This window comes from Streptomyces sp. CGMCC 4.7035 (assembly GCF_031583065.1).
GTDB lineage: Bacteria > Actinomycetota > Actinomycetes > Streptomycetales > Streptomycetaceae > Streptomyces > Streptomyces yaanensis.
Window position 1 is genome coordinate 2,253,054 of sequence record NZ_CP134053.1, and the last position, 25,210, is coordinate 2,278,263.

Genomic DNA, 25,210 nt, shown 5'->3' on the forward strand with positions numbered 1-25,210 from the left:
TAGCGTCGAAGGCGTCGACAGCACTCGCTGCCGCCACGTCCCTTCCCGCTCCGGAGGTTCTGATGTCCGCGCTCGTCAACGCGTTGGTGATCGTGGCCGTGGTCGCCCTGGTGATCGTGCGGCAGTTTCGCGCACGGCGCATCGACGCCGACCGGCGCTGGTGGCTCGTGCCCGTGATCCTTGGCGTCCTGGCGCTGCGCGAGCCCGGCATACTCGATTCCCGTCACCCCACCGAGTCCACCCTGCTCCTCGGTGCCGAGCTGCTCATCGGCCTGGCGACAGGAGCCGGCTGGGCCTGGACCACCCGTATATGGGTGGAGGCGGACGGTGCAGTGTGGAGCAAGAGCACCCAGGCGAGCGTGGCCGTCTGGCTCGGCGGTATCGCCCTGCGTGTCGGACTCTTCGCGTCCGGAGCACTGCTGGGCGTCCGTCAGGACAGCTCTGCCCTGCTGCTCGCCCTCGCGAGCACACTGCTCGTCCGCTCCGGGATCCTGGTCTGGCGTGCGCGGTCCCTCGCCCCCGCGAGCCACCCGGCCACGGCGTACGGTGACGCCATGCCCCGGTCCACGTGGAGGGAGCGCGTATGACGGAGAGCGCGTGGACGCGCTGGCCCTCCCGCGAGGCGCTCAGCCGTGAGGGCGTCTCACGGCCCCGGCGCATGCTCGCCTGGGCCGTGAGGCTGCTGGTGCTCGGCATGCTGCTGTGGGGGGTCTTCAGCGGCAGTCCCGCCCGTGGCTGGGGTGCGGTCGAAGGAGCGGCGGGAGTCATCGTGGCCGCGGTCGTGTCCTGGGCCCTGTTCCGCACCACCTTCGCGCACCGGCTCTGGTCGTCCCTCACGCTCATCACCGTGCTTCTGGGGATCGCGGTTGCGGCGCAGGTCGCAGGCTTCAGTGAAGCGGCCTTGGTGATCTGGTGCGGCTGTGGCATCACCGCACTGGAGCGGATGCCCCTCGCGGCCGCTCTGCCCGTGACCTCGGTCGCGCTCGCCTCCTACGCCGCGGTCAATAACGACGTGTGGCTCACCACCGCCGCCACCGTCACGGGGATGGCCCTTGCCGGATATGTCCTGAGGCTGGATGCCGAGGCCCGCGGAAGCGCCCAGCGACTGCTCGCGCAGGAGCGGGCCGCCCGGGCGGCCGAGGCGGAGTCGGCGGCCCTGGCGGAGCGGACCCGCATAGCACGGGAGATCCACGACGTACTGGCGCACAGTCTCTCCGCGCAGCTTGTCCATCTCGAGGCGGCCCGGCTACTGATCGAGGGAGGAGCCGACCGGGACACGATTCTCGAACGGGTTGTGGCAGCGCGGGGAATGGCCCGGGAGGGACTCGCCGAGACCCGGCAGGCGCTGTCCGCGCTGCGCGGCGAGATGTCCCCGCTCGAGGACTTCCTGAGCGAACTCGTCGCCGCGGCGGACGGTTCGGACATCACCGTCTCGGGTGAGCGCAGGCACCTGCCCGCCGAGGCCTCGCAGGCGGTCCGCAGGGTTGCGCAGGAGGCCCTGACGAACGTCCGCAAACACGCTCCCGGCGCCACGGTGCGCGTACGGCTGGAGTACGCCGAGCACCAAGTGACGCTGGACGTACGGGACTCGGGCGGATCGCCTGGCGAGCTGACCGGGTCCGGGGCCGGGTACGGTCTGCTGGGCATGCGGGAGCGTGCCGAGCTGTTGGGCGGCTCGCTGGAGACGGGGCCGGGCGAGGAGGGATTCGTGGTGACGTTGAAGGTACCCGTATGACGGAGGAGGGGAGCAGGAAGGCCGCCCGGGTTGTGGTGGCGGACGATCAGACGGTGGTGCGGGAGGGCATCGTGATGCTGCTCGGGCTACTTCCAGGAATCGAGGTCGTCGGTGCCGCCGGCGACGGGGACGAGGCTGTGAAGCTCGTCGCCGAACTCGCCCCGGACGTGGTGCTGATGGACCTGCGCATGCCGCGTTGCGACGGCGTCGAGGCGACCCGGCGTATCCGCGCCGAGCACCCCGGCACCCAGGTCGTCGTGCTCACCACCTATGCGGACGACGAGTCGCTGTTCCCGGCGCTGAGAGCAGGAGCGCGCGGCTATCTCACCAAGGACGCGGGCGGGGACGAGATCGTGCGGGCCGTGCACAGCGTGCTGTCCGGAGACGCCGGGCTCTCGCCGAGCATTCAACGACGGTTGCTGGAGCGGCTGTCGGACCCGGAGCCGCCCGCGGCCGCGGAGGCGCCGGACGGACTCACCGCACGGGAGAAGGAGGTGCTCGTACTGATCGCCGAGGGGCTGACCAACCAGGAGATCGCCCGCAGACTGCATGTCTCCACGGCCACCGTGAAGACCCACATCAACAATCTCTTCGCCAAGACGGGGCTCAAAGACCGTGCTCAGGCGGTCCGTTACGCGTATGCCAACGGGCTGGTGCAGCCACCTTCGCAGTGAGTCACCTGATGGGGTGAAGCCCAGGGGGAAGAAGAGTCAGGGATCTTCCCGTTCTGTCCATCCTTGGGCATGCAGTCAAGCAATGACCGTTCCCGCAGACGCGGGGACGGTCCTGAGAGTTCGGTTGAGAAGTACGAAGGCCGTGGCCCGGATGCCACGGACGCGGAGGCGGCCGGACACGCGAGGTATGACGACCCCTGGTACGACGCGCTCGCTTCCGGCTGGGGTGAGTTGGACGGGATGGGCGCTCCCGCGCCCGCCGTGCCTCCCGCGCGGACGGAACAGCAGACACGTACCGGTGGTGTGGCCGATGTCTATCTGGAGGTGCAGCGCAGCGCGGCATTTCAGGAGGTGCGCAGCCGGTACCGAAGGTTTGTGATTCCAGGTCTGGCCGTTTTCATCACCTGGTATGTGGGCTATGTGGTGACCGCGCAGACGGCGCCGGAGCTGATGGCGCGGCCGGTGGCGGGCTCCGTGAACGTGGCGATGCTGGCGGGGCTCGGGCAGTTCCTGACGACGTTCCTGTTCACCTGGGCGTACGCGCGGCACGCCCGGTTGCGCAGGGATCGGGCCGCCCTTGATCTGCGCTGGGACACCCAGGAGTTGACGCGGGGACTCAGGGGCGGCGAGCGGTGACCGGACACCATCAGGCGCTGGCGTTGCTGCTGTTCAGCGTCTTCGTCGCGATCACGCTGGCGATCACGACGTGGGTGAGCCGCAACCGGCATGGGTCGGCCGAGGAGTTCTATGCGGGCGGGCGGTTGTTCTCGCCGATGGAGAATGGTTTTGCCATCGCGGGCGACTACACGTCGGCGGCCTCCTTTCTGGGCGTCACCGGGCTCATCGCGCTTTTCGGATACGACGGGCTGCTGTATGTGGTGGGCTTCTTCGTCGCTTGGCTCGTGGTGCTCTTCTTCGTCGCCGAACTCGTGCGCAACTGCGGGCGGTTCACGCTCGCGGACGTCGTTGCGGCGCGGATGAGCGAGCGGCCGGTGCGGATCGCGGCGGGAACCTCCTCGGTGACCGTGTCGGTGCTGTACCTGGTGGCGCAGATGGTGGGAGCGGGCAGTCTGGTAGCGCTGCTGCTCGGGGGCACGAGCGCGGCGGCGCGCGCCTGGACGGTGATCGTTGTCGGCGCGCTCATGGTGATCTATGTGTCGCTCGGCGGGATGCGGGCGACCACCTGGATCCAGATCGTCAAGGCGGTCCTGCTGCTGAGTGGCACGATCGTGCTGACGGTGCTCGTCCTGGTGCGTTTCCACGGGGACATCGACGCATTGCTGCGGACGGCGGCGGAGCGCAGCGGGCACGGCGAGTCGTTTCTGGCGCCGGGCCTGAAGTACGGCGGGGACTGGACCGCGCGGATCGACTTCATCAGCCTGGGCCTCGCCCTCGTGCTGGGCACGGCCGGGCTGCCGCACATCCTGTCCCGCTTCTACACGGTGCCGACCGCGCGGGCGGCCCGCCGCTCGGTCGTCTGGGCGGTCGGACTCATCGGCTGCTTCTATCTGATGACGATCGTGCTGGGCTTCGGTGCGGCCGCTGTCGTGGGGCCGGACGCCGTACGAGAGTCGAACACCGCCGGGAACACGGCGGTGCCGCTGCTGGCCCTGAACCTGGGCGGCGGAGCCGACTCCACCGGAGGAACGGTTCTGTTCGCCGTGGTCGCAGCGATCGCCTTCGCCACGATCCTCGCGGTCGTCGCCGGAATCACCCTCGCCTCCTCGGCCTCCGTCGCCCACGATCTGTACGCGTCGTTGCGACACCGCCGCGCCGAACCGCGCAGCGAGGTGGCGGTGGCACGGGCCGCCGCCGTCGGCATCGGCGTGGTCGCGATCGCGCTCGGGATACTGGCCCGCGACCTCAACGCGGCCTTCCTGGTGGGACTCGCCTTCGCCGTCTCGGCGTCCGCGAACCTGCCCGTGCTGATGTACTCACTGTTCTGGCGCGGTTTTACGACGCGCGGCGCCGTCTGGGCGGTCTACGGCGGCCTCGCGCCCGCGCTGGGACTCGTGCTGCTGTCGCCGGTGGTCTCGGGGAGCCCCGAATCGTTGTTCCCGGCCGTCGACTTCCAGTACTTCCCGTTGCAGAACCCGGGCATCGTCTCCATCCCGCTCGGTTTCCTCGCGGGCTGGCTCGGCACGCTCACCTCGGCGGAACCGGCGGACGAGGCCAAGCACGCGGAGACCGAGGTGCGGTCGCTGACGGGCGCCGGGGCGGTCTGACACCGCCCAGGCGCCTGGCGGCGCCCGTGACCGGCAACCGTGACCGGAATACACCGGACGACAGCACCGGACGCCCCTGACGGCGTATACGACCGCTCTACGGCGCCACCCACGCGTACCGGTGCTCGGGCCGTCCGGTGTCGCCGTACTTCAGGGAGAGGCGCAGCCGGCCCGCCTGTTCCAGGTGGCGCAGATAGCGCTGGGCGGTGGAGCGGCTGAGGCCTGTCCGGGCGGCCACCTCGTGGGCGGAGAGCGGGTGGTCGGCCCGGTGCAGTACGTCGCAGATGAGGTCGGTCGTCGGCTCCGAGTGGCCACTGGGCAGCCCGGGCGACGCGGACGCGGGGGCGGTGCGCAGGGCGCCGAAGATGCGGTCGACCTGCTCCTGGCCCGCCACACCTCGGCCGCCGACGCGGTCGACGGTGCGACGCAGGGCGGCGTACGAGTCGAGGCGCGTGCGCAGGGCCGCGAAGGTGAACGGTTTCACCAGGTAGTGCAGGGCACCCAGACGCATCGCGGTCTGTACGGTCGCCACGTCTCCGGCCGCCGTGATCATGATGACGTCGGTGCCGTGACCGCGTTCGCGCATGCGGTGGACCAGTTCCAGACCCGTCTGGTCGGGCAGGTAGTGGTCGAGCAGTACCAGGTCGATCGGGGCGCGTTCCACCGCGGCGAGCGCCTGGGCTGCGCTGTGCGCGCGGGCGGCTACCCGGAAGCCGGGAACCTTTCCCACGTACTTGGCGTTGATCTCGGCGACGCGGAAGTCGTCGTCCACGACCAGGACGTCAATCATCGGGCCTCTTTCTCTCAAGGCCAGGCGAGCGTTAAGCCCGTGTTTCGGCTCCGCTGTTGTAGCGCGAGCAAAAAGAGCACAACAGACTCTTGCAAGCAGAAGTCCAGGTTGCGCCCAGAAGACTGCTGCCGTGGCCCGCACCACATCTACGGTCCGGGCCATGAGCGCAGACACCAGCCCCGCCATCGAGCTACGGGGCGCGAGCAAGACCTTCAGGACCCCGTCGGGGGGTCTGCACACGGCCGTTCAGGGCCTGGATCTGACCGTCGGGCGGGGCGAGTTCGTCGCCGTCGTCGGACCCACCGGGTGCGGCAAGTCGACGACCCTGACCCTGGTCAGCGGCCTGGAGGAGCCCAGCGAGGGCGATGTCCTGGTGGCCGGAGAGCCGGTCGCCGGAGTCGGGGACAAGGTCGGTTTCGTCTTCCAGCAGGACGCCACGTTTCCCTGGCGTACGGTGCTGTCCAACGTCATGGCGGGACCGCGTTTCCGGGGCGTGCCGAAGGCCGAGGCCAAGCAGAAGGCGCGCGAGTGGCTGGCCCGCGTCGGGCTCGCGGCCTTCGAGGACCGCTACCCCCACCAGCTCTCCGGAGGCCAGCGCAAGCGCGTCGCTCTCGCCGCCACCTTCGTCAACGACCCGGAGATCCTGCTCATGGACGAGCCCTTCTCGGCGCTCGACGTGCAGACCAGGGCGTTGATGTCGGACGAACTGCTGGAGCTGTGGGAGGGCACGGGCGCTTCTGTTGTCTTCGTCACACACGACCTGGAGGAGTCCATCGCGCTGGCCGACAAGGTCGTCGTGATGACCGCCGGGCCCGCCACCGTGAAGCAGGTCTTCGACATCGACCTGCCGCGGCCGCGCAAGGTGGAGTCGATCCGTCTGGAGCCGCGGTTCATCGAGATCTACCGCGAGATCTGGGAGTCCCTCGGCGAAGAGGTCCGCATCACGCGCGAGAGGGGTGCCGCCCATGTCGCCTGAGGTCATCTCCGCGCCAGCCCCTGTGGACCTGTCCAAGTCGGACCGCGCCCACTCACGCGCGCGTGCCGCCCGCAAGCGCAAGGCCGTCGTCGCGCTTGCCCGTGTGCTGCTGCTGCTCGCCGTGCTCGGCCTCTGGGAGGCGCTCTCGCGGGCCAAGGTCATCGACCCGTTCAACTTCTCGATGCCGTCGAAGATCTGGGACCAGATCTACACCTGGGTCACGCACGGCACCGCGCTCGGCTCCCTCGGTGAGCAGATCTGGGTCACCCTCCACGAGGCGCTGCTCGGCTGGGTCATCGGTGTCGTGGCCGGCGTGCTCTTCGGTATCGCGCTGGGGCGGGTCGCCTTCCTCGCCGATGTCCTTGGTCCATACATCAAGGTGCTCAACTCCATACCCAGGATCGTCCTTGCGCCGATCTTCGTGATCTGGTTCGGGCTCGGGCCCTCCTCCAAGGTCGCGTCGGCCGTCGTCCTGGTCTTCTTCCCGGTCTTCTTCAACGCCTTCCAGGGCGCCCGCGAGGTCGACCGCAACCTGGTGGCCAACGCCCGCATCCTGGGCGCCACCAACCGTCGGGTGACGCTTCAGGTCGTCATCCCGTCGGCCACTTCATGGATCTTCACCAGCCTCCACGTCAGCTTCGGCTTCGCCCTCATCGGCGCCATCGTCGGCGAGTACATCGGTGCCACCCAGGGCATCGGCCTGCTCGTCGCCCAGTCCCAGGGCACCTTCAACGCGGCCGGCGTGTACGCCGCCATGGTCATCCTCGCGGTCGTGGCACTGGTGGCCGAGGGCCTGCTCACCTACGCCGAGCGACGCATCTTCCGCTGGAAGCCGTCGGACTCCGGGCACTGATCCGCCCCTCTCCCCACACATCCCGTGCCGCCGGACGGCCGGCTCAACGCCTCTCCGGGCACTGTTCCTCGTTCCCGCACCGCCATCTCACAAGGACGTGAACCACCATGCGCAAGTCCGCCAGAATCGCTGCCCTCGCCGCGGCCGGCCTGCTCGCCGTCACCTCGCTCACCGCCTGCGCCAACGACGCCGCCACCACCGCGTCGTCCGATTCCGGCAGCAAGGGCGACGGCAAGGGCGAGAAGGTCAAGATCATGGTCGGTGGCCTGGACAAGGTCATCTACCTGCCGGCCATGCTCACCCAGCGGCTCGGCTACTTCGACGCCGAGGGCCTCGACGTGGAACTGCTGAGCGAGCCGGCCGGCGTCCAGGCCGAGACCGCGCTCGTCTCCGGTCAGGTCCAGGGAGCCGTCGGCTTCTACGACCACACGCTCGACCTCCAGACCAAGGGCAAGATCGTCGAGTCCGTGGTGCAGTTCTCGCACGCGCCCGGTGAGGTGGAGATCGTCTCCAAGAAGCGCGTGAAGGACATCACGTCCCCGAAGGACTTCAAGGGCAAGAAGCTCGGCATCACGGGCCTCGGCTCCTCGACCGACTTCCTCACCAAGTACCTCGCGGTGAAGAACGGCGTGAAGGTCAGCGACTTCAGCCCGGTCGCCGTCGGCGCGGGACCGACGTTCATCTCCGCCCTCCAGCAGGGCTCCATCGACGCCGGCATGACCACGGACCCGACCGTCGCCAACGTCATCGCGAAGGACCTCGGCCAGGTGCTCGTCGACATGCGGACGCCGCAGGGGTCGCAGGACGCGCTCGGCGGCCCGTACCCGTCGTCCAGCCTCTACATGCAGACGGACTGGGTGAACAGCCACAAGGAGACGGTCCAGAAGCTGGCCAACGCCTTCGTCAAGACCCTCCAGTGGATGTCGACGCACACCGCGAACGAGATCGCCGACAAGATGCCGGCCGACTACTCGCAGGGCAACAAGACCCTCTACGCGAGTGCCATCAACAGCACACTGCCGATGTTCACCAAGGACGGCGTGATGCCCAAGGACGGTCCGGAGACAGTCGAGAAGGTCCTCAAGGCGTTCAACCCCAACATCAAGAACGCCACCATCGACCTGAGCAAGACGTACACCACGGAGTTCGTGGAGAAGGCCGCGGGCTGAGCCCGGAAGCCGTGCCTCAGGCGCGGGTCGCCCAGACGTAGCGATGTTCTGGGCGGCCCGCGTCGCCGTATTTGAGGGTCAGTGTGGCCCGTCCCGTGCGCTCCAGGAGCTTCAGATAACGCTGGGCGGTCTGGCGGCTCAGCCCGGTCTGTTCGGCGATCTCCTGCGCGGACAGCGGCCCCTCGGCGCTCACCAGGGCACGGCGTACCAAGTCCGCCGTGCTGGGGGAGTGCCCTTTCGGCAGCCCCGGCTCCGAACCCGCCGACAGGGCCCCGAAGATCCGGTCGACCTCCGCCTGCTCGGCCTCGCCGCCGCCGTCGAGGGTGCGGCGCAGTTCGGCGTACGCCTCCAGCTTGGCGCGCAGGCCCGCGAAGTTGAACGGCTTGACCAGGTACTGGAGTGCGCCGTGCCGCATCGCCGCCTGCACGGTCTGGACGTCACGGGCCGCGCTCACCATGATCACATCGGTCTGGTGACCGCGCCGGCGCATCTCCTGGACGACCGCGAGCCCCGTGTCGTCGGGCAGGTAGTGGTCCATCAGCACCAGGTCCAGATGGGGCAGCGTCTCCATCTGGCGCAGCGCGTCGGCCGCGTTGTGCGCCTCGCCGGCCACGCGGAAGCCGGCGACCTTCTCCACGTAGGCGGCGTTGACCCGCGCGACCCGGGTGTCGTCGTCCACGACCAGTACTTCGATCGGCCGGGTCATCGCGGCTCCTCCTGAGAGATCGGCTCCTGAGAGATCGGCAGAGGTGTTTCCCGGGGCCGTGCCTCGTATGCGGGTGTGTCCCGTGAGAGTGCCGCCCCGGCGGGTGTCTCCCGTACCGGGACAAGGCCCTGGCCGGTCGCAGGGGTCGGCTCCGATGTCAGGTCGGGCTCCGCCAGCGCCTCAGGCAGTACCACGGTGAACTCCGCGCCGCCGCCCTCCGCCTCGCCCACACGGGCGCTGCCCCCTTGGCGTTCGGCGAGACGACGCACCAAGGAGAGACCGATCCCGCGCTTGCCGTGGGCCGGGGGCTGCTTGGTGGACCATCCGTCCGTGAAGATCAGCTCCCGCCGTTCGGTGGGGATTCCGGGCCCCGTGTCGCGCACCCTGAGGACCGCCGTACGCCCCTCGGCGCGCAATTCGACCTCCACGCGCGCGTGCGGCGTGCCCGCGACGGCGTCGAGGGCGTTGTCGACCAGGTTGCCGACGATCGTGACCAGGCCCCTGGGGTCGATCAACCGGTCCGGCAGCAACGTCCGGTCCGCGATCCACAGCGCGACACCGCGCTCGGCGGCGACCGTGGCCTTGCCCACCAACAGGGCCGCCAGCAGCGGGTCGTGGATCTTCTCGGTGACCTGTTCCGCGGTGGCGCGATGGTCACCGACCACCTCGCCGACGAACTCCACGGCGTCGTCGTACATCTCCAGTTCGAGCAGCCCCAGGAGGGTGTGCATACGGTTGGCGTGCTCGTGGTCCTGCGCGCGCAGCGCGTCGATCAGGCCGCGCGTCGAGTCGAGTTCCCGGCCGAGCTGTTCCAGCTCCGTGCGGTCGCGCAGGGTGGCGACGGCGCCGCCGTCGTCGGTGGGCATGCGGTTGGCGACCAGGACGCGGTGACCGCGCACGGTGAGCAGATCCGTGCCCGTGACGCGGCCGGCGAGCACATCGGTCGTACGTCCCTCGCCGAGCGCCTCGTCGAGGGACCGGCCGACGGCCTCGTCACCGACGCCCAGCAGTCGTTGCGCCTCGTCGTTGAGGAGGCGTATCCGGCCCCCTCGGTCCAGGGCGACGACGCCCTCCCTGATGCCGTGCAGCATCGCCTCGCGCTCGGCGAGCAGCGCCGCGATGTCGGAGAAGGCGAGGTCGCGGGTCTGCCGCTGGACCCTGCGGGAGATCAGATACGCGGCCAGCGCGCCGATCGCGAGGGCCGCGCCGGCGTACGCGAACAGCCCCGGTATCGCGTGGATCAGACGAGCCCGCACGCTGTTGTACTCGATGCCCACGGAGACCGCGCCGATGATCCTTCCGTGTGCGTCCCGCAGCGGCACTTTGCCCCGGGCCGAGCGGCCCAGGGTGCCGCTGTCGATCTCCATGACCTCCTGGCCGGCCAGGGCATCGCTCGGGTCGGTGGAGACGACCTTGCCGACCTGTGTGGGGTCCCGGTGCGACCAGCGCACCCACTTCGTGTTCATCACCACGACGTACTCGGCGTTGCTGGCCTTGCGGATGCGCTCCGCCTCCGCCTGCACGGGTCCGTCGGGAGACGGGCGTGTGGACTGCAGGTCCTTGGCGATCTGCGGCTGTGCGGCCGTGGTCTGCGCGATCGCGAGGGCCCGGCGCATCGCCTGGTCGTCCAGCAGGTGGCTGAGCGGCGCCAGGAACAGTCCGGTGGCGAGCACGGCGACGCCCGCGGCGATCGCCACCTGCATCAGCAAGAGCTGCGAGAACATCCGCCGCGGCAGGCCGAGGCGCAGTCGTCTTGCAGGGGGAGAGGGGCTCATGCGTACGACGGTACGGGGGCGGGTGCGCCCTGCCGTAGGGAGTGTGGCGTGGATCTCTTGTGGGGCGCCGGTGAGGCCTGTGCCCGTGTGTGTACCCGTGCCCCTACCTGTACTCGTTCCTGTGTCGGTGTCGGTGTCGGTGTCGGTGTCGGTGCCAGTGACAGTGTCTCTGGTCATCCCGGCACGGGCCCTGCCTCAGCAGCGCACGGGGCCGGCGGCGTCCGCGAGGTGCAGTTCCTGTACGGCCACCACGTCCATCCGCGCCGGCGAACCCAGTGCCGAGCCGCAGCTCTCCGGGCGGGGCGGCAGGGAGGCGCCCTGCGCCACGACGACGCGCCACAGACGGCCGTCGACGTGGCCCACGACGACCTCCCAGCGGGGCGCGGCGCCGTCCGTGCGGACGACGGTCAGCGCGTCCGCCGCGTATTCGCGGACCGCTGTGCGCACCGCGAGTTCCGCGGCCTGTGCGGGTCGCTCCCAGGCGGAGCTGCCGCGGCACCCGTCGACCACGATCCGCCCTTCGCGTACCCCCCGGAGGACCTCCTTGACGTGCGGCGCCTGCGCCCGACCGTAGGCGTATCCGAAGGGCAGGACGAGCAGCGTGGGCGAGAAGCGGTGGCCGCCCAGATGGGTGACCTCCCAGACGCCGCCCACTCCGGAGGCGGACAGTTCTGCCGCGAGAGGGCGGCCGAGAAGGGCGCAGCAGCGGTCCCGCTTGCCGTTGGTGCAGACGAGTGCGAGCGGATCGCCTGTGTGGGGCCGCCCCTGGAGGACCGAGTCGAAGGTGTGTGAGTCGCCCCTGCCGAGTGCCGCGAAGTCCAGGTCGAGCAACCGTTCCGGCTCGGAGGTCGTGGCGGAGTGCAGCCATACGTTTCCGGGAACGGTGTGGGCCACGTACACCTGACGTACGGCGGGCGTTCCGCAGTCGGCGTGGCGGCCGGGACGGCGGATGAGCGCGATCCGCACACCGGTGCCCTCCGCGGCCGCTTCGAGGGCGCGGCCGAGCGCCGGGTCCAGGTGGCTCGATGTGAGCGCCTTGGCGCCCCAAGGGCCGGGCTGTTCCAGCAACAGCCATGTCCTCGCGGTCGCCGCGGTCCCCGCGAGGGGCTCGTCGAGGTCCCGGGACGCGGTCGTGCACGTACTCACAGAGGTGAGCCTAACCTGACTTCGCCGACGATGACTTCCAGTCGTGCAACCGGGGGCGCATTCGGGGCGCGTCGAGCGTGCGGCGGGAGCGCTCGGGGCACGCCGGGGAGCAGTTCGCGGGCGGCCGCGCGCCCGGCTCACTCGGTGCGAGGCGGTGGACGTCGGCGCACGGGACTCACTCGGGGAGCGGCTGAGGCGGACGCGCCCCCACGTAGTGCCCACTCGGGCGCATGCGCAGCGGGCGCTCTTCGTACTCCTCCAGGGTGTGGGCGATCCAGCCCGCCGTGCGTGCGACGGCGAAGACGGTCTCGCCCGCCGTGGCGTCCATGCCGGATCCGACCGTGAGGACGGCGAGGGCCAGGTCGACATTGGCGTGCAGGGACGTGTGGCGGGCCGTCGTGGCCACGATGTCCCGCGCCGCTGCCAGGGCCGGTGCCGCGGCCGGTACGTCCTCCAGAAGTGCGAACAGGGCACGCGCGCGTGGGTCCTCGCCGGGATACAACCGATGTCCGAGCCCCGGGATCCGGCGTCCGGCCCGCAGTTCGTCGGCGACCACGGGGGCGGCGGTGCCCCGGTCCAGGACGTCGAGCAGCATCCGGTGCGCGAGACCGCTGGCCGCGCCGTGCAAGGGGCCCTCCAGGACGCCGAGCCCGGCCGAGACGGCGGCGTACGCGTGCGCGCGGGCGGATGCGGCGACGCGGACCGCGAGGGTCGAGGCGGCCAGGTCGTGATCGACGAGCAGTCCGAGCGCCGTGTCCAGTGCGCGCAGTGACGCGTCGTCGGGCAGGCGACCGGTGAGTCGCCCCCACAGGCGCCGTGCCAGCGGGCCCTCGTCGCGGTGGTCGTGTCGCAGCGGCGGGAGGGCGGCGACGAGGGTGGGGATGAGGGTGCGGGCCGTGCCGAGGACCGCGTCCGGCGACAGGTCGAAGCGGAGCGGGTCCGCGATGGCCGCCGCGATCGCTGCCACCCGCAGCCGGTCGGTGGGGCCGCTGTGCTCGGGCAGCGCGTTCACGGCTCGTCGGGCGACGGTGACGGAGGAGTCCGGGGCGGTGAAGGTGATGCCGGGCCGCATTCGGCCGGTCCACAGCCACTCGGCGATTTCCTCGTAGGAGTGGAGCGCGGCCAGGTCGGTCGCGTCGACCCCGCGGAAGTAGTACCGGTCCTTGTCGATCAAGGTGATGCTCGTACGGACCGAGAGCTCGCCCCCCGCGGGCGAAGTCCCGCTCGGCTCACGCCTGTTGCGCCGGGCGAGCGCGGCCACTTCCTTGGCGTCGAAGGTGCTGCCGCGGCCGCCCGGCTCGCGCCGGCTGCTGAGCTGGCCGCGGCTGACGTACGCATAGACGGTCTCGGGCTTCACCCCGAGCAACTCGGCCGTCTCCTTGGTGGTGAGCCGAGCCCCGTCGTGGCCGGGAGTCGCTTCTTGATCCCTCATGCCCGCCACCGTACCCATGGACAAAGTATTGATTCAATCAATGTTGACAAGGATCTAATCAATCATGGACAGTCACATCAATTCCGAGGAGGAAACATGCCGATCACCAGGGCCGCGTCCACCTCCGTCGACGTCCCGCGAGGACTCGCGGGCGTCGTCGTCACCGAAACCGCATTGGGTGACGTCAGGGGGCTGGAGGGCTTCTACCACTACCGTCAGTACTCGGCCGTCGAACTCGCGCAGACCCGCTGCTTCGAGGACGTCTGGTACCTGATGGTTCACGGCGAGCTGCCGGACGCCGGCCGGCGGGCAGCCTTCGCCGCGCGGACCGCGGAGCTGCGGCGCCTGCCCGACGACGTACGGTCCGTACTCCCCGCGCTGGCAGCGGGAAGCGGCCGTTCCGGCCCGCTTTCGGGCCTCCGTACGGCGCTCTCGCTGCTCGGCGCTTCCAAGGGGTTCCGGCCGGTTTACGACATCGACGCGGCCCGGCGCCGGGAGGACACGATTGCGATGGCCGCGGCCGTACCCACGCTGTTGACCGCGCTGTACCGGCTGGGTCGCGGGCTGGAGCCGGTCGAGCCGCGCGAGGACCTGCCGCACGCCGCGAATTATCTGTACATGTTGACGGGTTCGGAACCGGACCCGGAGCGTGCGCGGGCGGTCGAGCAATACTTGATCTCGACTATTGACCATGGATTCAATGCATCAACATTCACGGCAAGAGTGATCACCTCCACGGGGGCGGACGTGGCGGCGGCCCTGGTGGGCGCCGTCGGCGCCCTGTCCGGCCCGCTCCACGGCGGCGCGCCGAGCCGTGCCCTGGACACTCTCGACGCCATCGGCACGCCCGACCGGATCGACTCCTGGATCCGCGAACGCGTCCTCGCGGGCGACCGCATCATGGGCTTCGGTCACCCCGTCTACCGCACGGAGGATCCCCGCTCGCGCATGCTCCGCGGTATCGCCGAGCGGTTCGGCGGCCCACTGGTCGACTTCGCGATCGAGGTCGAGCACCATGTGGAGGCCATCCTGGCCGAACTGAAGCCGGGCCGTGAGCTGCATACGAACGTGGAGTTCTACGCGGGCGTGGTCATGGAACTCTGCGGCCTCCCACGCGAGATGTTCACCCCGACCTTCGCGACGGCCCGGGTGGTCGGCTGGAGCGCCAACATCCTGGAACAGGCCGAGGACCCGAAGATCATTCGCCCGGTGGCGCGGTATGTGGGGCCGGTACCGCCGGTGGCGGTACCGGCGGTGGCCTGAGACATGGCTGAGGTCCGGCACCGGTCTGGTGTCGGACCTCGTGAGTTCAGTGCGAGCGATGACCGGGGTGGTGGGGTTCGGCTCGCCATCCGGAGGTGGTCCTCAACGGGTTGGCCAAGAGGGGCGACCTCGATGCCGGCGTCAGCAGTGGGTGGCCGACGCGGTAGTGCCGCTACATGTCGGGGATGTCACTCTTCGCCCTGACCAGGGTGTCTCGGCTGACGATGACGATGCGCTCGTAGTCCGCGCGCGCAGCGTCGGCGGGAAGCTCGCTTTCGAGGACAGCCGTGGCCTCGGTGCCGATTACGGCGAAGTTGCCGTCGCTGAGCTCGAAGATGTCCGGACATGTCTCGCCGGACAAACTGCCCCGTTCGCGCGGGGACGCACCGATGCGGCGCACGATTTTCAAGGGAACCCCGATCTTCAAGTTTCAGGTTGAACGCGGGACAGGGTAGCCCACTGCCAATGGCACAACAGTTCGTAGTTAGGCCAACTGGCCGCCAATGATGGTGCGTTGGGTGTGTCAGCGCTGGTCTCCGTCGGTCGGAGGTTCACCCACGACCCACCACTCCTCGGTGTCCGCTTCGTCCAGATCACGGATGAGCGCGTCCATCATCCGGCCCACCCGGGCCTCCACGGATTCGGACTTGAGGCTGGCGCGATGGTGCCGCGTGGCGTCCCAGTACTCGCGAAAGATCGCGTTCTGGCAGATCACCCGAAGATGGCCATGGAGTTCCTCCAGGTTGACCACGCCGACGCGGTACGCGAGGAGGGCGTGGGTGTACATCGCGTTGGCGAAGAGGTACTGCCTGCGCCGGGTGGGGTGCACTTCCTCGATCGTGCTCATGACCGCGGCCAGGTCGGGGTCGCTCAGCGCCTTGTCCAGCAGGTAGGACTGCAGGCGCTGTTGCTCGGCAAGCCGTGCTTCCTGGCGGCCGTTCTGCTCCATGTGCTCGATCCGGAGGCGCAGTTCCTCGTATCGTCGCTGCTGGGCGGCCACGGCGATCACCACGCCGACCACGAATGCGAGCCCCGCCGTCGTGGCGGCACCCGACCCACGTATCCCCAGTTTCCGTGTGACCATGTCAACCCCCGAATCAGGCGACCCTCCGCCGGTCGTCGGGTGCGGGTCGACAGGTGGGGACCGGCGAGCGATGGGCGGCGCGCTTGCCCTCTCCCAGGGTGCCGAGCGGCTCTGATCGGCGGGGAGGCGGAGAGGAGGCGCACGGAGGACAGTGCGGGTCGTGCTTCCCGGCGCCATGCCCGACGTGTGCCCCGCGAGCGCCGCTAACAATCGTTCACTTCGCGGGCTTTCCACCCGCTCGTATCCTGGGTCGGCATTCAATCCTCGTACGGGAGCCGACCCGATCCGGCGAGCGCCGGTCCATGAGCCGTCCTCGTACGCCCGCCGGTACACGATCCGGCGCACGCATCGATGTGAGAAGGGGCGCACGTTGAGCCAGTCGTCGAGTCCGCAGCAGATCCCTGTCGTCGTACTCGCGGGATTCCTGGGCTCGGGCAAGACCACCCTGCTCAACCATCTCCTCCACCACAGCGGAGGAAGCCGCATCGGGGCCGTCGTCAATGACTTCGGGGACATCGAGATCGACGCGATGGCTGTTGCCGGGGCGCTCGGGGACTCCACCGTCTCCCTCGGCAACGGATGCCTGTGCTGTGCCGTCGACGCCAGTGAACTCGACCTCTACCTCGACCGCCTCGCCCAGCCCTCCGCCGGCATCGACGTGATCGTCATCGAGGCCAGCGGGCTCGCCGAACCCCAGGAACTCGTGCGCATGGTGCTCGCCAGCGAACACCCACGTGTCGTCTACGGCGGCCTCGTGGAGGTCGTCGACGCGGTGGAGTTCGAGGCCACCCGCGCAAAGCATTCCGAACTCGACCGCCATCTCGCCCTCGCCGACCTCGTCGTGCTCAACAAGACCGACCGGGCCGAAGACAGCGAAGGGGCCCTGCGGCTCGTTCGGTCGCTCACCGGCCGTGCCGCCGTTGTCACCGCCACCTACGGACGCGTCGACCCCGAGTTCCTCTTCGACTGCCGGCCGGCCGAGGAGCGGATCGGACAGTTGTCGTTCGACGACCTCCACCGGCATGACCACGGGCACCAGGACGACGACCACGCCCATCTGCACGCCGGATACGACAGCCTCTCCTTCCGCTCCGACGTGCCCATGCACCCCCGGCGCCTGCTGGACTTCCTCGACAGCAGGCCGGAGGGCCTCTACCGGATCAAGGGCTACGTCGACTTCGGCGCGGCCGATCCGCGCAACCGGTACGCCGTGCACGCCGTGGGCCGATTCCTGCGGTTCTACCCGGAGGCGTGGACGGCCGACGACGAGCGGCTCACCCAGCTGGTCCTCATCGGGTCCGGCATCGACACCACCGCCCTCCGCAAGGAGCTGGAGGCGTGCGCCGACGACGCCCCACACACCGATGAGCACAGCATGTGGGGCGTCCTTCGCTACGTGCAGGACAAGGAGACCGAGGCTCCCGCGAGCCTCGGTGACCTCACGGGCTGACCTACACCGGTCCCGCCACCGACGCGACCGTCTTCGGTAGCGGCAGGCCCGAACCGTCGCGCCGCGGGTCGATCTCCGGCAGCTCGGCGGGCATGCCGTTCTTCTGCGCGGCACGGGCCGGCACCTCGCCCGCCCACGCGAACGACAGGCAGTCCTCGCCCTTCAGGAACCGCTGGCAGCGCACGCCACCCGTGGCGCGGCCCTTGCGCGGGTACTGGTCGAACGGCGTCATCTTGGCCGTCGTCTGGACCGAGTCGTCCAGCGTGCCGCGCGAGCCGGCGATCGTGAAGACGACCGCGTCGGCCGCCGGGTCCACCGCCGTGAAGGAGATCACCTTCGCGCCGTCCGTGAGCTTGATGCCCGCCATGCCACCCGCGGGGCGGCCCTGCGGGCGCACCTGGGACGCCTGGTAGCGCAGCAGTTGTGCGTCGTCCGTGATGAAGACCAGGTCCTCCTCGCCCGTGCGCAGCTCGACCGCACCGACGATCCGGTCGCCCTCCTTGAGGGTGATGACCTCCAACTCCTCCTTGTTCGAGGGGTAGTCGGGGACCACACGCTTGACGACGCCCTGTTCCGTACCGAGGGCGAGGCCCGGGGAGGACTCGTCCAGCGTCGTCAGGCACACGACCGTCTCGTCCGCCTCCAGGGAGACGAACTCCGAGAGCGGCGCACCCCCGGACAGGCTCGGACGCGTCGCCGTCTCCGGCAGCTGCGGCAGGTCGATCACGTTGATCCGCAGCAGCCGTCCGGCAGACGTCACCGCGCCCACCTCGCCGCGCGCCGTCGCCGGGACGGCGGAGACGATCACGTCGTGCTTCGCACGCCTGTCGTCGGTGTCCTCGGCGAACGGGTCGCCGTTCGCCGTGCGCGCCAGCAGGCCCGTCGACGACATCAGCACCCGGCACGGGGCGTCCTCGACCTGGAGCGACACCGTCGGCGCCGGGGCGCCGGAGGACTCCAGCAGCACGGTGCGCCGCTCCGTACCGAACTTCTTGGCGACCGCGGCCAGCTCGGCGGAGACCAGCTTGCGCAGCTCCGCGTCCGAGTCCAGGATCCGGGTCAGCTCCTCGATCTCGGCGTTGAGCCGGTCCTTCTCCGCCTCCAGCTCGATGCGGTCGTACTTGGTGAGGCGGCGCAGCGGGGTGTCGAGGATGTACTGCGTCTGGGTCTCGCTCAGCGAGAAGCGCTCCATCAGGCGCTCCTTCGCCTGCGCCGAGTTCTCGCTGGAACGGATCAGACGGATGACCTCGTCGATGTCCACCAGGGCCGTGAGCAGGCCCTCGACCAGGTGGAGGCGGTCGCGCCGCTTGCCGCGGCGGAACTCCGAGCGACGCCGCACGACGTCGAAGCGGTGGTCGAGGTAGACCTCCAGCAGCTCCTTCAGGCCCAGCGTGAGCGGCTGGCCGTCGACCAGCGCCACGTTGTTGATGCCGAAGGACTCCTCCATCGGCGTCAGCTTGTAGAGCTGCTCCAGGACCGCCTCGGGCACGAAGCCGTTCTTGATCTCGATGACCAGGCGCAGGCCGTGCTCGCGGTCGGTGAGGTCCTTGACGTCGGCGATGCCCTGGAGCTTCTTCGAACCGACCAGGTCCTTGATCTTGGCGATCACCTTCTCCGGGCCGACCGTGAAGGGCAGCTCGGTGACTACGAGGCCCTTGCGGCGCGCCGTCACGGTCTCCACGGAGACCGTGGCGCGGATCTTGAAGGTGCCGCGGCCCGTCTCGTACGCGTCCCGGATGCCCGAGAGGCCGACGATCCGGCCGCCGGTGGGCAGGTCGGGGCCCGGGACGTGCTTCATCAGGGTGTCCAGGTCCGCGTTCGGGTAGCGGATCAGGTGACGGGCGGCCGCGATGACCTCGCCGAGGTTGTGCGGTGGCATGTTCGTGGCCATGCCGACCGCGATGCCCGACGCGCCGTTCACCAGGAGGTTCGGGAAGGCGGCGGGCAGGGCCACCGGTTCCCGCTCCTGGCCGTCGTAGTTCGGCGTGAAGTCGACCGTGTCCTCGTCGATCGACTCGGTCATCAGGCTCGTCGCCTCGGTCATCCGGCTCTCGGTGTACCGCATGGCGGCCGGCGGGTCGTCGTTGCCCAGCGAGCCGAAGTTGCCGTGGCCGTCGACCAGGGGGACGCGCATCGAGAAGGGCTGCGCCATACGCACCAGGGCGTCGTAGATCGACGCGTCGCCGTGCGGGTGCAGCTTACCCATGACCTCGCCGACGACGCGGGCGCACTTCACATAGCCGCGGTCGGGGCGCAGCCCCATCTCGTTCATCTGGTAGACGATCCGCCGGTGCACCGGCTTGAGGCCGTCGCGGGCGTCCGGCAGGGCCCTGGAATAGATGACCGAGTAAGCGTACTCGAGGAAGGAGCCCTGCATCTCGTCGACGACGTCGATGTCGAGGATCTTCTCCTCGTACGAGTCGTCGGGCGGCGGGGTCTTCGTGCTGCGGCGGGCCATTGCTGCCGGCTCCTTCACAGTCTGCGCTGGGCATGAATGGAATCTGACGCGGACCATTGTGGACCGACGTACTGACAACGTGGACCATGCCCCGTCCCTTTGGGCTCCCGGGCTCCCGACGCACGGGCCTCGGCCCGCGGCTGCCCGACTCCCGACGCACCGCCCCGGCCTGCGGCTTCGTGGGCGCCCGACGCCGATGACGGTGGTCCGCCGCGTCCGGACACGCGCCGGAAGCGAGCGCGGCAGATCTCGGAAGCGGGCACGGCAGATCCCGGACGCGGGCACGGCAGATCCCGGACGCGGGCGCGGCATGATCCGCGGACGCGGGCGCGGCACGATCGTGGCGGTCGTTCCCGAGCCGGCCGCACACCCGCCGTCCCCGAGTGTCTCCCGGTGCCTGCACCCGGCGCGTCAACCCCGTACGCCGTCCTCCACTCCCCGTAATCCCCATCTCGCTCTCGGCGTACGCCGCCCGGGAACTTGGGCACCTGACCGCCCGGTTGCATACAGTGACAGGACCGGCAGGAAACCGCGGTTTCCGCGAAAGCTTCCGCGATGGAAGGGACGTACATGCCCATGGGTCACACGGCCACAGCCGAGGCAGGCTCCGGCGGCCTGACAGCGACCGAGCACCGCCTGGCCAACGGCCTGCGCGTGGTGCTCTCCGAGGACCACTTGACCCCGGTCGCGGCGGTGTGCCTCTGGTACGACGTCGGCTCGCGTCACGAGGTCAGCGGCCGCACCGGCCTCGCCCACCTCTTCGAGCACCTGATGTTCCAGGGCTCGGCCCAGGTCAAGGGCAACGGCCACTTCGAACTGGTGCAGGGCGCCGGCGGCTCGCTCAACGGCACCACCAGCTTCGAGCGCACGAACTACTTCGAGACCATGCCGGCCCACCAGCTGGAGCTCGCCCTCTGGCTGGAGGCCGACCGTATGGGCTCGCTGCTGGCCGCGCTCGACGACGAGTCCATGGAGAACCAGCGGGACGTCGTGAAGAACGAGCGCCGTCAGCGGTACGACAACGTCCCGTACGGCACCGCCTTCGAGAGGCTGACCGCGCTCGCCTACCCGGAGGGCCACCCCTACCACCACACGCCGATCGGGTCCATGGCGGACCTGGACGCGGCCACCCTGGAGGACGCGCGCGCGTTCTTCCGCACGTACTACGCGCCCAACAACGCCGTCCTGTCCGTCGTCGGCGACATCGACCCCGTGCAGACCCTCGCCTGGATCGAGAAGTACTTCGGCTCCATCCCGGCGCACGACGGCAAGCCCGAGCCCCGCGACGGCTCGCTGCCCGACGTCATCGGCGAGCAGCTGCGCGAGGTCATCGAGGAGGAGGTCCCGGCGCGCGCCCTGATGGGCGCCTACCGGCTGCCGCAAGACGGCACGCGCGCGTGCGACGCGGCCGACCTGGCGCTCACCATCCTCGGCGGCGGCGAGTCCTCCCGCCTCTACAACCGTCTCGTGCGGCGTGACCGCACCGCCGTCGCCGCCGGTTTCGGCCTGCTGCGGCTCGCCGGAGCGCCCTCCCTGGGCTGGCTGGACGTGAAGACCTCCGGCGATGTCGAGGTGCCCGTCATCGAAACTGCCATCGACGAGGAGCTCGCCCGGTTCGCCGAGCGGGGCCCGACGGCCGAGGAAATGGAGCGCGCCCAGGCCCAGTTGGAGCGCGAGTGGCTGGACCGGCTCGGCACGGTCGCGGGCCGCGCCGACGAACTGTGCCGCTACGCGGTGCTGTTCGGCGACCCGCAGCTCGCCCTGACCGCCGTCAAGCGCGTGCTCGACGTCACCGCCGAGGAGGTGCAGGAGATCGCCAAGGCCCGCCTGCGCCCGGACAACCGCGCGGTGCTCGTGTACGAGCCGGTCGCGGCCGAGGCCCCCGAAGCCGCCGAAAACACCGCCGCCGAAGGCACCAGCAACGACGAGGAGTCGGCGAAGTGACCGAGCTCGCGACCATGGACTTCCACCCGCAGCCCCAGGCCGGCGAGGCCAGGCCCTGGGCGTTCCCCGCGCCCGAGCGGGCCACGCTCGACAACGGTCTCACCGTGCTGCGCTGCCACCGCCCCGGCCAGCAGGTCGTCGCCGTCGAGGTGCTCCTCGACGCGCCCCTGGACGCCGAGCCGGCCGGCCTGGACGGCGTCGGCACGATCATGGCGCGCGCCTTCTCGGAGGGCACCGACAAGCACTCCGCCGAGGAGTTCGCCGCCGAGCTGGAGCGCTGCGGCGCCACCCTCGACTCGCACGCCGACCATCCCGGCGTCCGTCTCTCCCTCGAAGTGCCCGCCTCGCGCCTGCCGAAGGCGCTCGGACTGCTGGCCGACGCCCTGAGGTCGCCGGCGTTCGCGGACAGCGAGGTCGAGCGCCTGGTGCGCAACCGCCTGGACGAGATCCCGCACGAGACCGCCAACCCGGCCCGCCGCGCGGCCAAGGAACTCTCCAAGCAGCTGTTCCCGGCGTCCTCGCGCATGTCGCGCCCGCGCCAGGGCACCGAGGAGACGGTCGAGAACATCGACTCCGCGGCCGTCCGCGCCTTCTACGAGCGCTACGTACGCCCCGCGACGGCCACCGCCGTGGTGGTCGGCGACCTCACGGGGATGGACCTCGACGCGCTGCTCGACGACACGCTGGGCGCCTGGACGGGCTCGCCCGCCAAGCCGCGGCCCGTGCCGCCGGTGACCGCCGACGACACCGGCCGCGTGATCATCGTGGACCGCCCCGGAGCCGTCCAGACGCAGCTGCTCATCGGCCGCGTCGGCGCCGACCGCCACGACCGCGTGTGGCCCGCGCAGGTGCTCGGCACGTACTGCCTCGGCGGCACCCTCACCTCGCGCCTGGACCGCGTCCTGCGGGAGGAGAAGGGTTACACCTACGGTGTGCGGGCGTTCGGCCAGGTGCTGCGCTCCGCGCCCGACGGCACGGGCGCCGCGATGCTCGCCATCAGCGGCTCCGTCGACACGCCGAACACCGGCCCGGCGCTCGACGACCTCTGGAAGGTGCTGCGCACCCTCGCCGCCGAGGGGCTGACGGACGCCGAGCGCGACGTCGCCGTGCAGAACCTGGTGGGTGTGGCGCCGCTCAAGTTCGAGACGGCGGCGGCCGTCGCGAGCACGTTCGCCGACCAGGTCGAGCAGCACCTGCCGGACGACTACCAGGCGACGCTGTATCAGCGTCTCGCCGGCACGGGCACGGTGGAGGCCACGGCCGCCGTCGTGAACGCCTTCCCCGTGGACCGTCTGGTGACCGTCCTGGTCGGCGACGCCGCGCAGATCAAGGAGCCGGTCGAGGCTCTCGGCATCGGCGAAGTGAGCGTCGTGGCGGCCGAGTAGAGCCGCGCCGCACGCGCGCGTGGAGCCGTGACAGGCGCGCGCGTGAGCGGCGAGACAAACAGGGCCCTGGTGACTTTTCCGTCACCAGGGCCCTGTTTGTTGGGTGTTTGTCCGTATTGCCATAGAGGTTGCCTGTCTGCCCTGTGGGATGCGCTACAAACCCCCGACTGCGTTTGTTGATTGAAAGTGGAGCCCCTTAGCGTCGGTCGGGCTGTCCGTCAGGCAGAGCGCCGCACCCGCGGCACCGGACAGCCATCGCCGAGTCCCCGTACGGCGCGAGCCAGGGGAGCCGGGGACCCAACAGCAGTCCCTGGGGTGAATCGGGCGCCAGCCCGTAGGAGACCTTCCTGCTCCGAACCCGTCAGCTAACCCGGTAGGCGAGAGGGAAGGAAAGGACCAGCCACTTCATGGCGTTCACCTGCGCCACCGGGAAGCACCGTCGTCCGGGCCGCGTGAAGCGCACGACCACGAACGCCGTGGGCGTCGCGGCGCTCACCACCACCGGCGTCATCGGCACCCTCGCCGCCCCGGCGCTCGCCGCCGACAACTCCGTCGAGCAGACCGGACTCATCCAGGCCGTCACCCTCGGCGACTCGCTCGCCGAGAAGATCGACGCCCAGGCCGCCGCCCAGAAGCAGGCGGCGGAGCAGAAGGAGGCCGCCGAGGCCGCGCGCAAGCGGGCCGCGGAGCAGGCCCGCAAGGAGCGCGAGGCCAAGGAGCGCGCCGCCCGCGAGGCCGAGCGCAAGCGCCTCAACGCGTACGTGGCGCCGATCTTCCACTCGTACGTCTCCACCGGTTACAAGACCGGTGGCTCCCTGTGGTCCTCCGGGTCCCACACCGGCATCGACTTCCACGCCGCCACCGGCACGCCCGTGCACGCGGTCGGCTCCGGCACCGTCGTGGAGACCGGCTGGGGCGGCGCGTACGGCAACCAGATCGTCATCAAGATGAACGACGGCACCTACACGCAGTACGGCCACCTGTCGTCCATCGGCGTGTTTGTGGGCCAGCGGGTCGTCCCGGGCCAGCAGATAGCCCTCTCCGGGGCCACCGGCAACGTCACCGGACCCCACCTTCACTTCGAGGCCCGTACGACCCCGGAGTACGGCTCGGACATCGACCCCGTCGCCTACCTCCGCTCGCACGGCGTGAACGTCTGACACGGCGCCTGCGACAGACGTACGCGCGCGTGACGGCCCCGGCTCATGAGCCGGGGCCATCGTCGTTTCGAACTGCTGTCTGTCCAAAAAATATCCATGGATTCCGGCCCGCCGTCGGAAATTCCGGTCCGCTGCAATAGAGTCGGTCGAACACGCGTCAATCGGCGACGTTTCACGGGGATTAAGGCGGAGGTCGGTCATGCGTATTCCGGCGCACTCGGTATGCACGGCGATCCGTGATGACATCGTCGCGGGTGTCCACGAGCGTGGCAGCCGGCTCACCGAGGAGCTCCTCGCGCGTCGCTACGGCGTCTCGCGTGTCCCCGTGCGCGAGGCACTGCGCACCCTGGAGGCCGAGGGCTTCGTCGTCACGCGCAGGCACGCGGGCGCGTGCGTGGCGGAACCCACTGAGCAGGAGGCCGCCGACCTGCTGGAGATGCGGATGCTGCTGGAGCCGCTGGGCGCCGCACGGGCCGCGCAGCGACGCACCGAGGCCCACCTCAAGGTGCTGCGCGGCCTGGTCAGACTGGGGCAGGAGCGGGCCAGGAGGGGTAACAGCGAGGATCTGCGCTCTCTGGGTGGCTGGTTCCATGAGACGCTCGCACAGGCCTGCGGAAGCCCGGCACTGACCTCGACGCTCGCCCAGCTGCGGCACAAGATCGCCTGGATGTACGTGGTCGAGGCACCGGCCGACCCCGTGGAGTCCTGGGCGGAGCACGGCGGCATCGTGGACGCCGTCGCGCGCGGGGACAGTGAGCGGGCGCGCGCGATCACGGCGCTGCACGCCGAGCGTGCGACCTCCGCGCACCGGCTCCGCTTTCCCGGCGCGAGTGACCGCGCGGAGCGTGTGAGGACTTCGCAACACCCCGTAAACATGTTGGGGTCGCGGCATTAACACGGGAGCCGTATACAAAGAGGGATATTCGATGGACGCCTATTTCGGCTGCCCTTGTTTCCGTGCGCCCTGGAAAATCCGGCGTGCGTG

General features: G+C 70.0%; 22 protein-coding genes and 1 riboswitch. Of the genes, 14 read left to right on the plus strand and 8 right to left on the minus strand.

Going from position 1 to position 25,210, the window contains the following annotated elements; genetic code table 11:
* The first annotated feature begins 62 nt into the window (after window positions 1-62).
* The 5 genes from Q2K21_RS09435 to Q2K21_RS09455 all read left to right on the plus strand — a co-directional run bounded on the left by Q2K21_RS09435 (window position 63) and on the right by Q2K21_RS09455 (window position 4,634).
* Window positions 63-587: a DUF1453 domain-containing protein gene (locus Q2K21_RS09435; protein WP_310768724.1), complete on the plus strand. Its 525-nt coding sequence runs from the start codon at window positions 63-65 to the stop codon at window positions 585-587.
* Entirely contained in the window at window positions 584-1,735 is a 1,152-nt protein-coding gene (locus Q2K21_RS09440; RefSeq protein WP_310768726.1) for a sensor histidine kinase, read from the plus strand. The genes Q2K21_RS09435 and Q2K21_RS09440 overlap by 4 nt, the downstream gene beginning before the upstream one ends.
* Entirely contained in the window at window positions 1,732-2,409 is a 678-nt protein-coding gene (locus tag Q2K21_RS09445) for a response regulator transcription factor (protein ID WP_310768728.1), read from the plus strand. The genes Q2K21_RS09440 and Q2K21_RS09445 overlap by 4 nt, the downstream gene beginning before the upstream one ends.
* 69 nt (window positions 2,410-2,478) lie before the next feature.
* Window positions 2,479-3,045 (plus strand): DUF485 domain-containing protein, encoded by a 567-nt coding sequence (locus Q2K21_RS09450; RefSeq protein WP_310768730.1) that lies wholly within the window; start codon window positions 2,479-2,481, stop codon window positions 3,043-3,045.
* Window positions 3,042-4,634, plus strand: coding sequence for a solute symporter family protein (locus Q2K21_RS09455; RefSeq protein ID WP_310768732.1), 1,593 nt, complete (start codon window positions 3,042-3,044; stop codon window positions 4,632-4,634). The genes Q2K21_RS09450 and Q2K21_RS09455 overlap by 4 nt, the downstream gene beginning before the upstream one ends.
* A 97-nt stretch (window positions 4,635-4,731) precedes the next feature.
* Here the strand turns inward: Q2K21_RS09455 and Q2K21_RS09460 are convergent, their stop codons facing one another.
* Window positions 4,732-5,424: a response regulator gene (locus tag Q2K21_RS09460; protein ID WP_310768734.1), complete on the minus strand. Its 693-nt coding sequence runs from the start codon at window positions 5,422-5,424 to the stop codon at window positions 4,732-4,734.
* A gap of 160 nt (window positions 5,425-5,584) precedes the next feature.
* On the opposite strand from Q2K21_RS09460, the gene Q2K21_RS09465 reads away from it, so the two are divergent.
* The 3 genes from Q2K21_RS09465 (at window position 5,585) to Q2K21_RS09475 (ending at window position 8,422) form a co-directional block, all read left to right on the plus strand.
* Window positions 5,585-6,400 carry an ABC transporter ATP-binding protein gene (locus Q2K21_RS09465; RefSeq protein WP_310768737.1) on the plus strand — a complete coding sequence of 272 codons (816 nt, stop codon included), beginning with the start codon at window positions 5,585-5,587 and terminating at the stop codon, window positions 6,398-6,400.
* Window positions 6,390-7,253, plus strand: coding sequence for an ABC transporter permease (locus Q2K21_RS09470; protein ID WP_310768740.1), 864 nt, complete (start codon window positions 6,390-6,392; stop codon window positions 7,251-7,253). Before Q2K21_RS09465 ends, Q2K21_RS09470 begins: the two co-directional genes overlap by 11 nt.
* Window positions 7,254-7,360: 107 nt before the next feature.
* Window positions 7,361-8,422, plus strand: a complete 1,062-nt coding sequence (locus Q2K21_RS09475) for an ABC transporter substrate-binding protein (protein WP_310768742.1) — start codon at window positions 7,361-7,363, stop codon at window positions 8,420-8,422.
* A gap of 16 nt (window positions 8,423-8,438) precedes the next feature.
* On the opposite strand, the gene Q2K21_RS09480 is transcribed toward Q2K21_RS09475, so the two are convergent.
* The 4 genes from Q2K21_RS09480 to Q2K21_RS09495 form a co-directional block, all read right to left on the minus strand.
* The gene (locus tag Q2K21_RS09480) at window positions 8,439-9,128 is read right to left on the minus strand and encodes a response regulator (protein WP_310768745.1); all 690 of its coding nucleotides are present in this window, start codon (window positions 9,126-9,128) and stop codon (window positions 8,439-8,441) included.
* Window positions 9,125-10,903, minus strand: a complete 1,779-nt coding sequence (locus Q2K21_RS09485; RefSeq protein ID WP_310768748.1) for a sensor histidine kinase — start codon at window positions 10,901-10,903, stop codon at window positions 9,125-9,127. The genes Q2K21_RS09480 and Q2K21_RS09485 overlap by 4 nt, the downstream gene beginning before the upstream one ends.
* A gap of 195 nt (window positions 10,904-11,098) precedes the next feature.
* Window positions 11,099-12,049 (minus strand): sucrase ferredoxin, encoded by a 951-nt coding sequence (locus tag Q2K21_RS09490; protein ID WP_310768751.1) that lies wholly within the window; start codon window positions 12,047-12,049, stop codon window positions 11,099-11,101.
* A 175-nt stretch (window positions 12,050-12,224) separates the two neighbouring features.
* Window positions 12,225-13,481 (minus strand): citrate synthase, encoded by a 1,257-nt coding sequence (locus Q2K21_RS09495; protein WP_310768754.1) that lies wholly within the window; start codon window positions 13,479-13,481, stop codon window positions 12,225-12,227.
* A 96-nt stretch (window positions 13,482-13,577) separates the two neighbouring features.
* Here Q2K21_RS09495 and Q2K21_RS09500 point away from each other — a divergent pair, with 96 nt between their 5' ends.
* A complete protein-coding gene (locus tag Q2K21_RS09500; RefSeq protein WP_310768756.1) occupies window positions 13,578-14,744 on the plus strand; it encodes a citrate synthase/methylcitrate synthase in 1,167 nt (388 codons plus the stop codon).
* A gap of 172 nt (window positions 14,745-14,916) precedes the next feature.
* Here the strand turns inward: Q2K21_RS09500 and Q2K21_RS09505 are convergent, their stop codons facing one another.
* Together Q2K21_RS09505 and Q2K21_RS09510 are read right to left on the minus strand one after the other, a co-directional pair.
* Complete coding sequence (locus Q2K21_RS09505) at window positions 14,917-15,153, minus strand: hypothetical protein (protein WP_310780771.1); 237 nt, start codon at window positions 15,151-15,153, stop codon at window positions 14,917-14,919.
* Window positions 15,154-15,267: 114 nt separating this feature from the next.
* Window positions 15,268-15,828: a DUF6082 family protein gene (locus Q2K21_RS09510; RefSeq protein WP_310768759.1), complete on the minus strand. Its 561-nt coding sequence runs from the start codon at window positions 15,826-15,828 to the stop codon at window positions 15,268-15,270.
* A 370-nt stretch (window positions 15,829-16,198) separates the two neighbouring features.
* Between Q2K21_RS09510 and Q2K21_RS09515 the strand changes: the two genes are divergently transcribed.
* Entirely contained in the window at window positions 16,199-17,278 is a 1,080-nt protein-coding gene (locus tag Q2K21_RS09515; RefSeq protein WP_310768762.1) for a CobW family GTP-binding protein, read from the plus strand.
* 1 nt (window position 17,279) lies between these two features.
* On the opposite strand, the gene Q2K21_RS09520 is transcribed toward Q2K21_RS09515, so the two are convergent.
* Window positions 17,280-19,736, minus strand: a complete 2,457-nt coding sequence (locus Q2K21_RS09520; RefSeq protein ID WP_310768765.1) for a DNA gyrase/topoisomerase IV subunit A — start codon at window positions 19,734-19,736, stop codon at window positions 17,280-17,282.
* A 570-nt stretch (window positions 19,737-20,306) separates the two neighbouring features.
* On the opposite strand from Q2K21_RS09520, the gene Q2K21_RS09525 reads away from it, so the two are divergent.
* From Q2K21_RS09525 to Q2K21_RS09540, 4 genes are all read left to right on the plus strand, one after another.
* Window positions 20,307-21,680, plus strand: a complete 1,374-nt coding sequence (locus tag Q2K21_RS09525; protein WP_310780775.1) for a M16 family metallopeptidase — start codon at window positions 20,307-20,309, stop codon at window positions 21,678-21,680.
* On the plus strand, window positions 21,677-23,065 hold the full coding sequence (locus tag Q2K21_RS09530) for a M16 family metallopeptidase (RefSeq protein ID WP_310768768.1): 1,389 nt from the start codon (window positions 21,677-21,679) through the stop codon (window positions 23,063-23,065). Before Q2K21_RS09525 ends, Q2K21_RS09530 begins: the two co-directional genes overlap by 4 nt.
* A gap of 246 nt (window positions 23,066-23,311) precedes the next feature.
* Window positions 23,312-23,460, plus strand: a riboswitch (cyclic di-AMP (ydaO/yuaA leader).
* A 12-nt stretch (window positions 23,461-23,472) separates the two neighbouring features.
* Window positions 23,473-24,225, plus strand: coding sequence for a M23 family metallopeptidase (locus tag Q2K21_RS09535; protein WP_310768771.1), 753 nt, complete (start codon window positions 23,473-23,475; stop codon window positions 24,223-24,225).
* 199 nt (window positions 24,226-24,424) lie between these two features.
* Complete coding sequence (locus tag Q2K21_RS09540) at window positions 24,425-25,120, plus strand: GntR family transcriptional regulator (RefSeq protein WP_310768774.1); 696 nt, start codon at window positions 24,425-24,427, stop codon at window positions 25,118-25,120.
* The last annotated feature ends 90 nt before the right edge of the window (window positions 25,121-25,210 follow it).

Coding starts and splice junctions, on each gene's coding strand:
- Q2K21_RS09435 (WP_310768724.1), top strand. CDS start 63: ATGTCCGCGCTCGTCAACGCGTTGGTGATCGTGGCCGTGGTCGCCCTG.
- Q2K21_RS09440 (WP_310768726.1), top strand. CDS start 584: ATGACGGAGAGCGCGTGGACGCGCTGGCCCTCCCGCGAGGCGCTCAGC.
- Q2K21_RS09445 (WP_310768728.1), top strand. CDS start 1,732: ATGACGGAGGAGGGGAGCAGGAAGGCCGCCCGGGTTGTGGTGGCGGAC.
- Q2K21_RS09450 (WP_310768730.1), top strand. CDS start 2,479: ATGCAGTCAAGCAATGACCGTTCCCGCAGACGCGGGGACGGTCCTGAG.
- Q2K21_RS09460 (WP_310768734.1), bottom strand. CDS start 5,424: ATGATTGACGTCCTGGTCGTGGACGACGACTTCCGCGTCGCCGAGATC.
- Q2K21_RS09465 (WP_310768737.1), top strand. CDS start 5,585: ATGAGCGCAGACACCAGCCCCGCCATCGAGCTACGGGGCGCGAGCAAG.
- Q2K21_RS09470 (WP_310768740.1), top strand. CDS start 6,390: ATGTCGCCTGAGGTCATCTCCGCGCCAGCCCCTGTGGACCTGTCCAAG.
- Q2K21_RS09475 (WP_310768742.1), top strand. CDS start 7,361: ATGCGCAAGTCCGCCAGAATCGCTGCCCTCGCCGCGGCCGGCCTGCTC.
- Q2K21_RS09480 (WP_310768745.1), bottom strand. CDS start 9,128: ATGACCCGGCCGATCGAAGTACTGGTCGTGGACGACGACACCCGGGTC.
- Q2K21_RS09485 (WP_310768748.1), bottom strand. CDS start 10,903: ATGAGCCCCTCTCCCCCTGCAAGACGACTGCGCCTCGGCCTGCCGCGG.
- Q2K21_RS09495 (WP_310768754.1), bottom strand. CDS start 13,481: ATGAGGGATCAAGAAGCGACTCCCGGCCACGACGGGGCTCGGCTCACC.
- Q2K21_RS09500 (WP_310768756.1), top strand. CDS start 13,578: ATGCCGATCACCAGGGCCGCGTCCACCTCCGTCGACGTCCCGCGAGGA.
- Q2K21_RS09510 (WP_310768759.1), bottom strand. CDS start 15,828: ATGGTCACACGGAAACTGGGGATACGTGGGTCGGGTGCCGCCACGACG.
- Q2K21_RS09520 (WP_310768765.1), bottom strand. CDS start 19,736: ATGGCCCGCCGCAGCACGAAGACCCCGCCGCCCGACGACTCGTACGAG.
- Q2K21_RS09525 (WP_310780775.1), top strand. CDS start 20,307: ATGCCCATGGGTCACACGGCCACAGCCGAGGCAGGCTCCGGCGGCCTG.
- Q2K21_RS09535 (WP_310768771.1), top strand. CDS start 23,473: ATGGCGTTCACCTGCGCCACCGGGAAGCACCGTCGTCCGGGCCGCGTG.
- Q2K21_RS09540 (WP_310768774.1), top strand. CDS start 24,425: ATGCGTATTCCGGCGCACTCGGTATGCACGGCGATCCGTGATGACATC.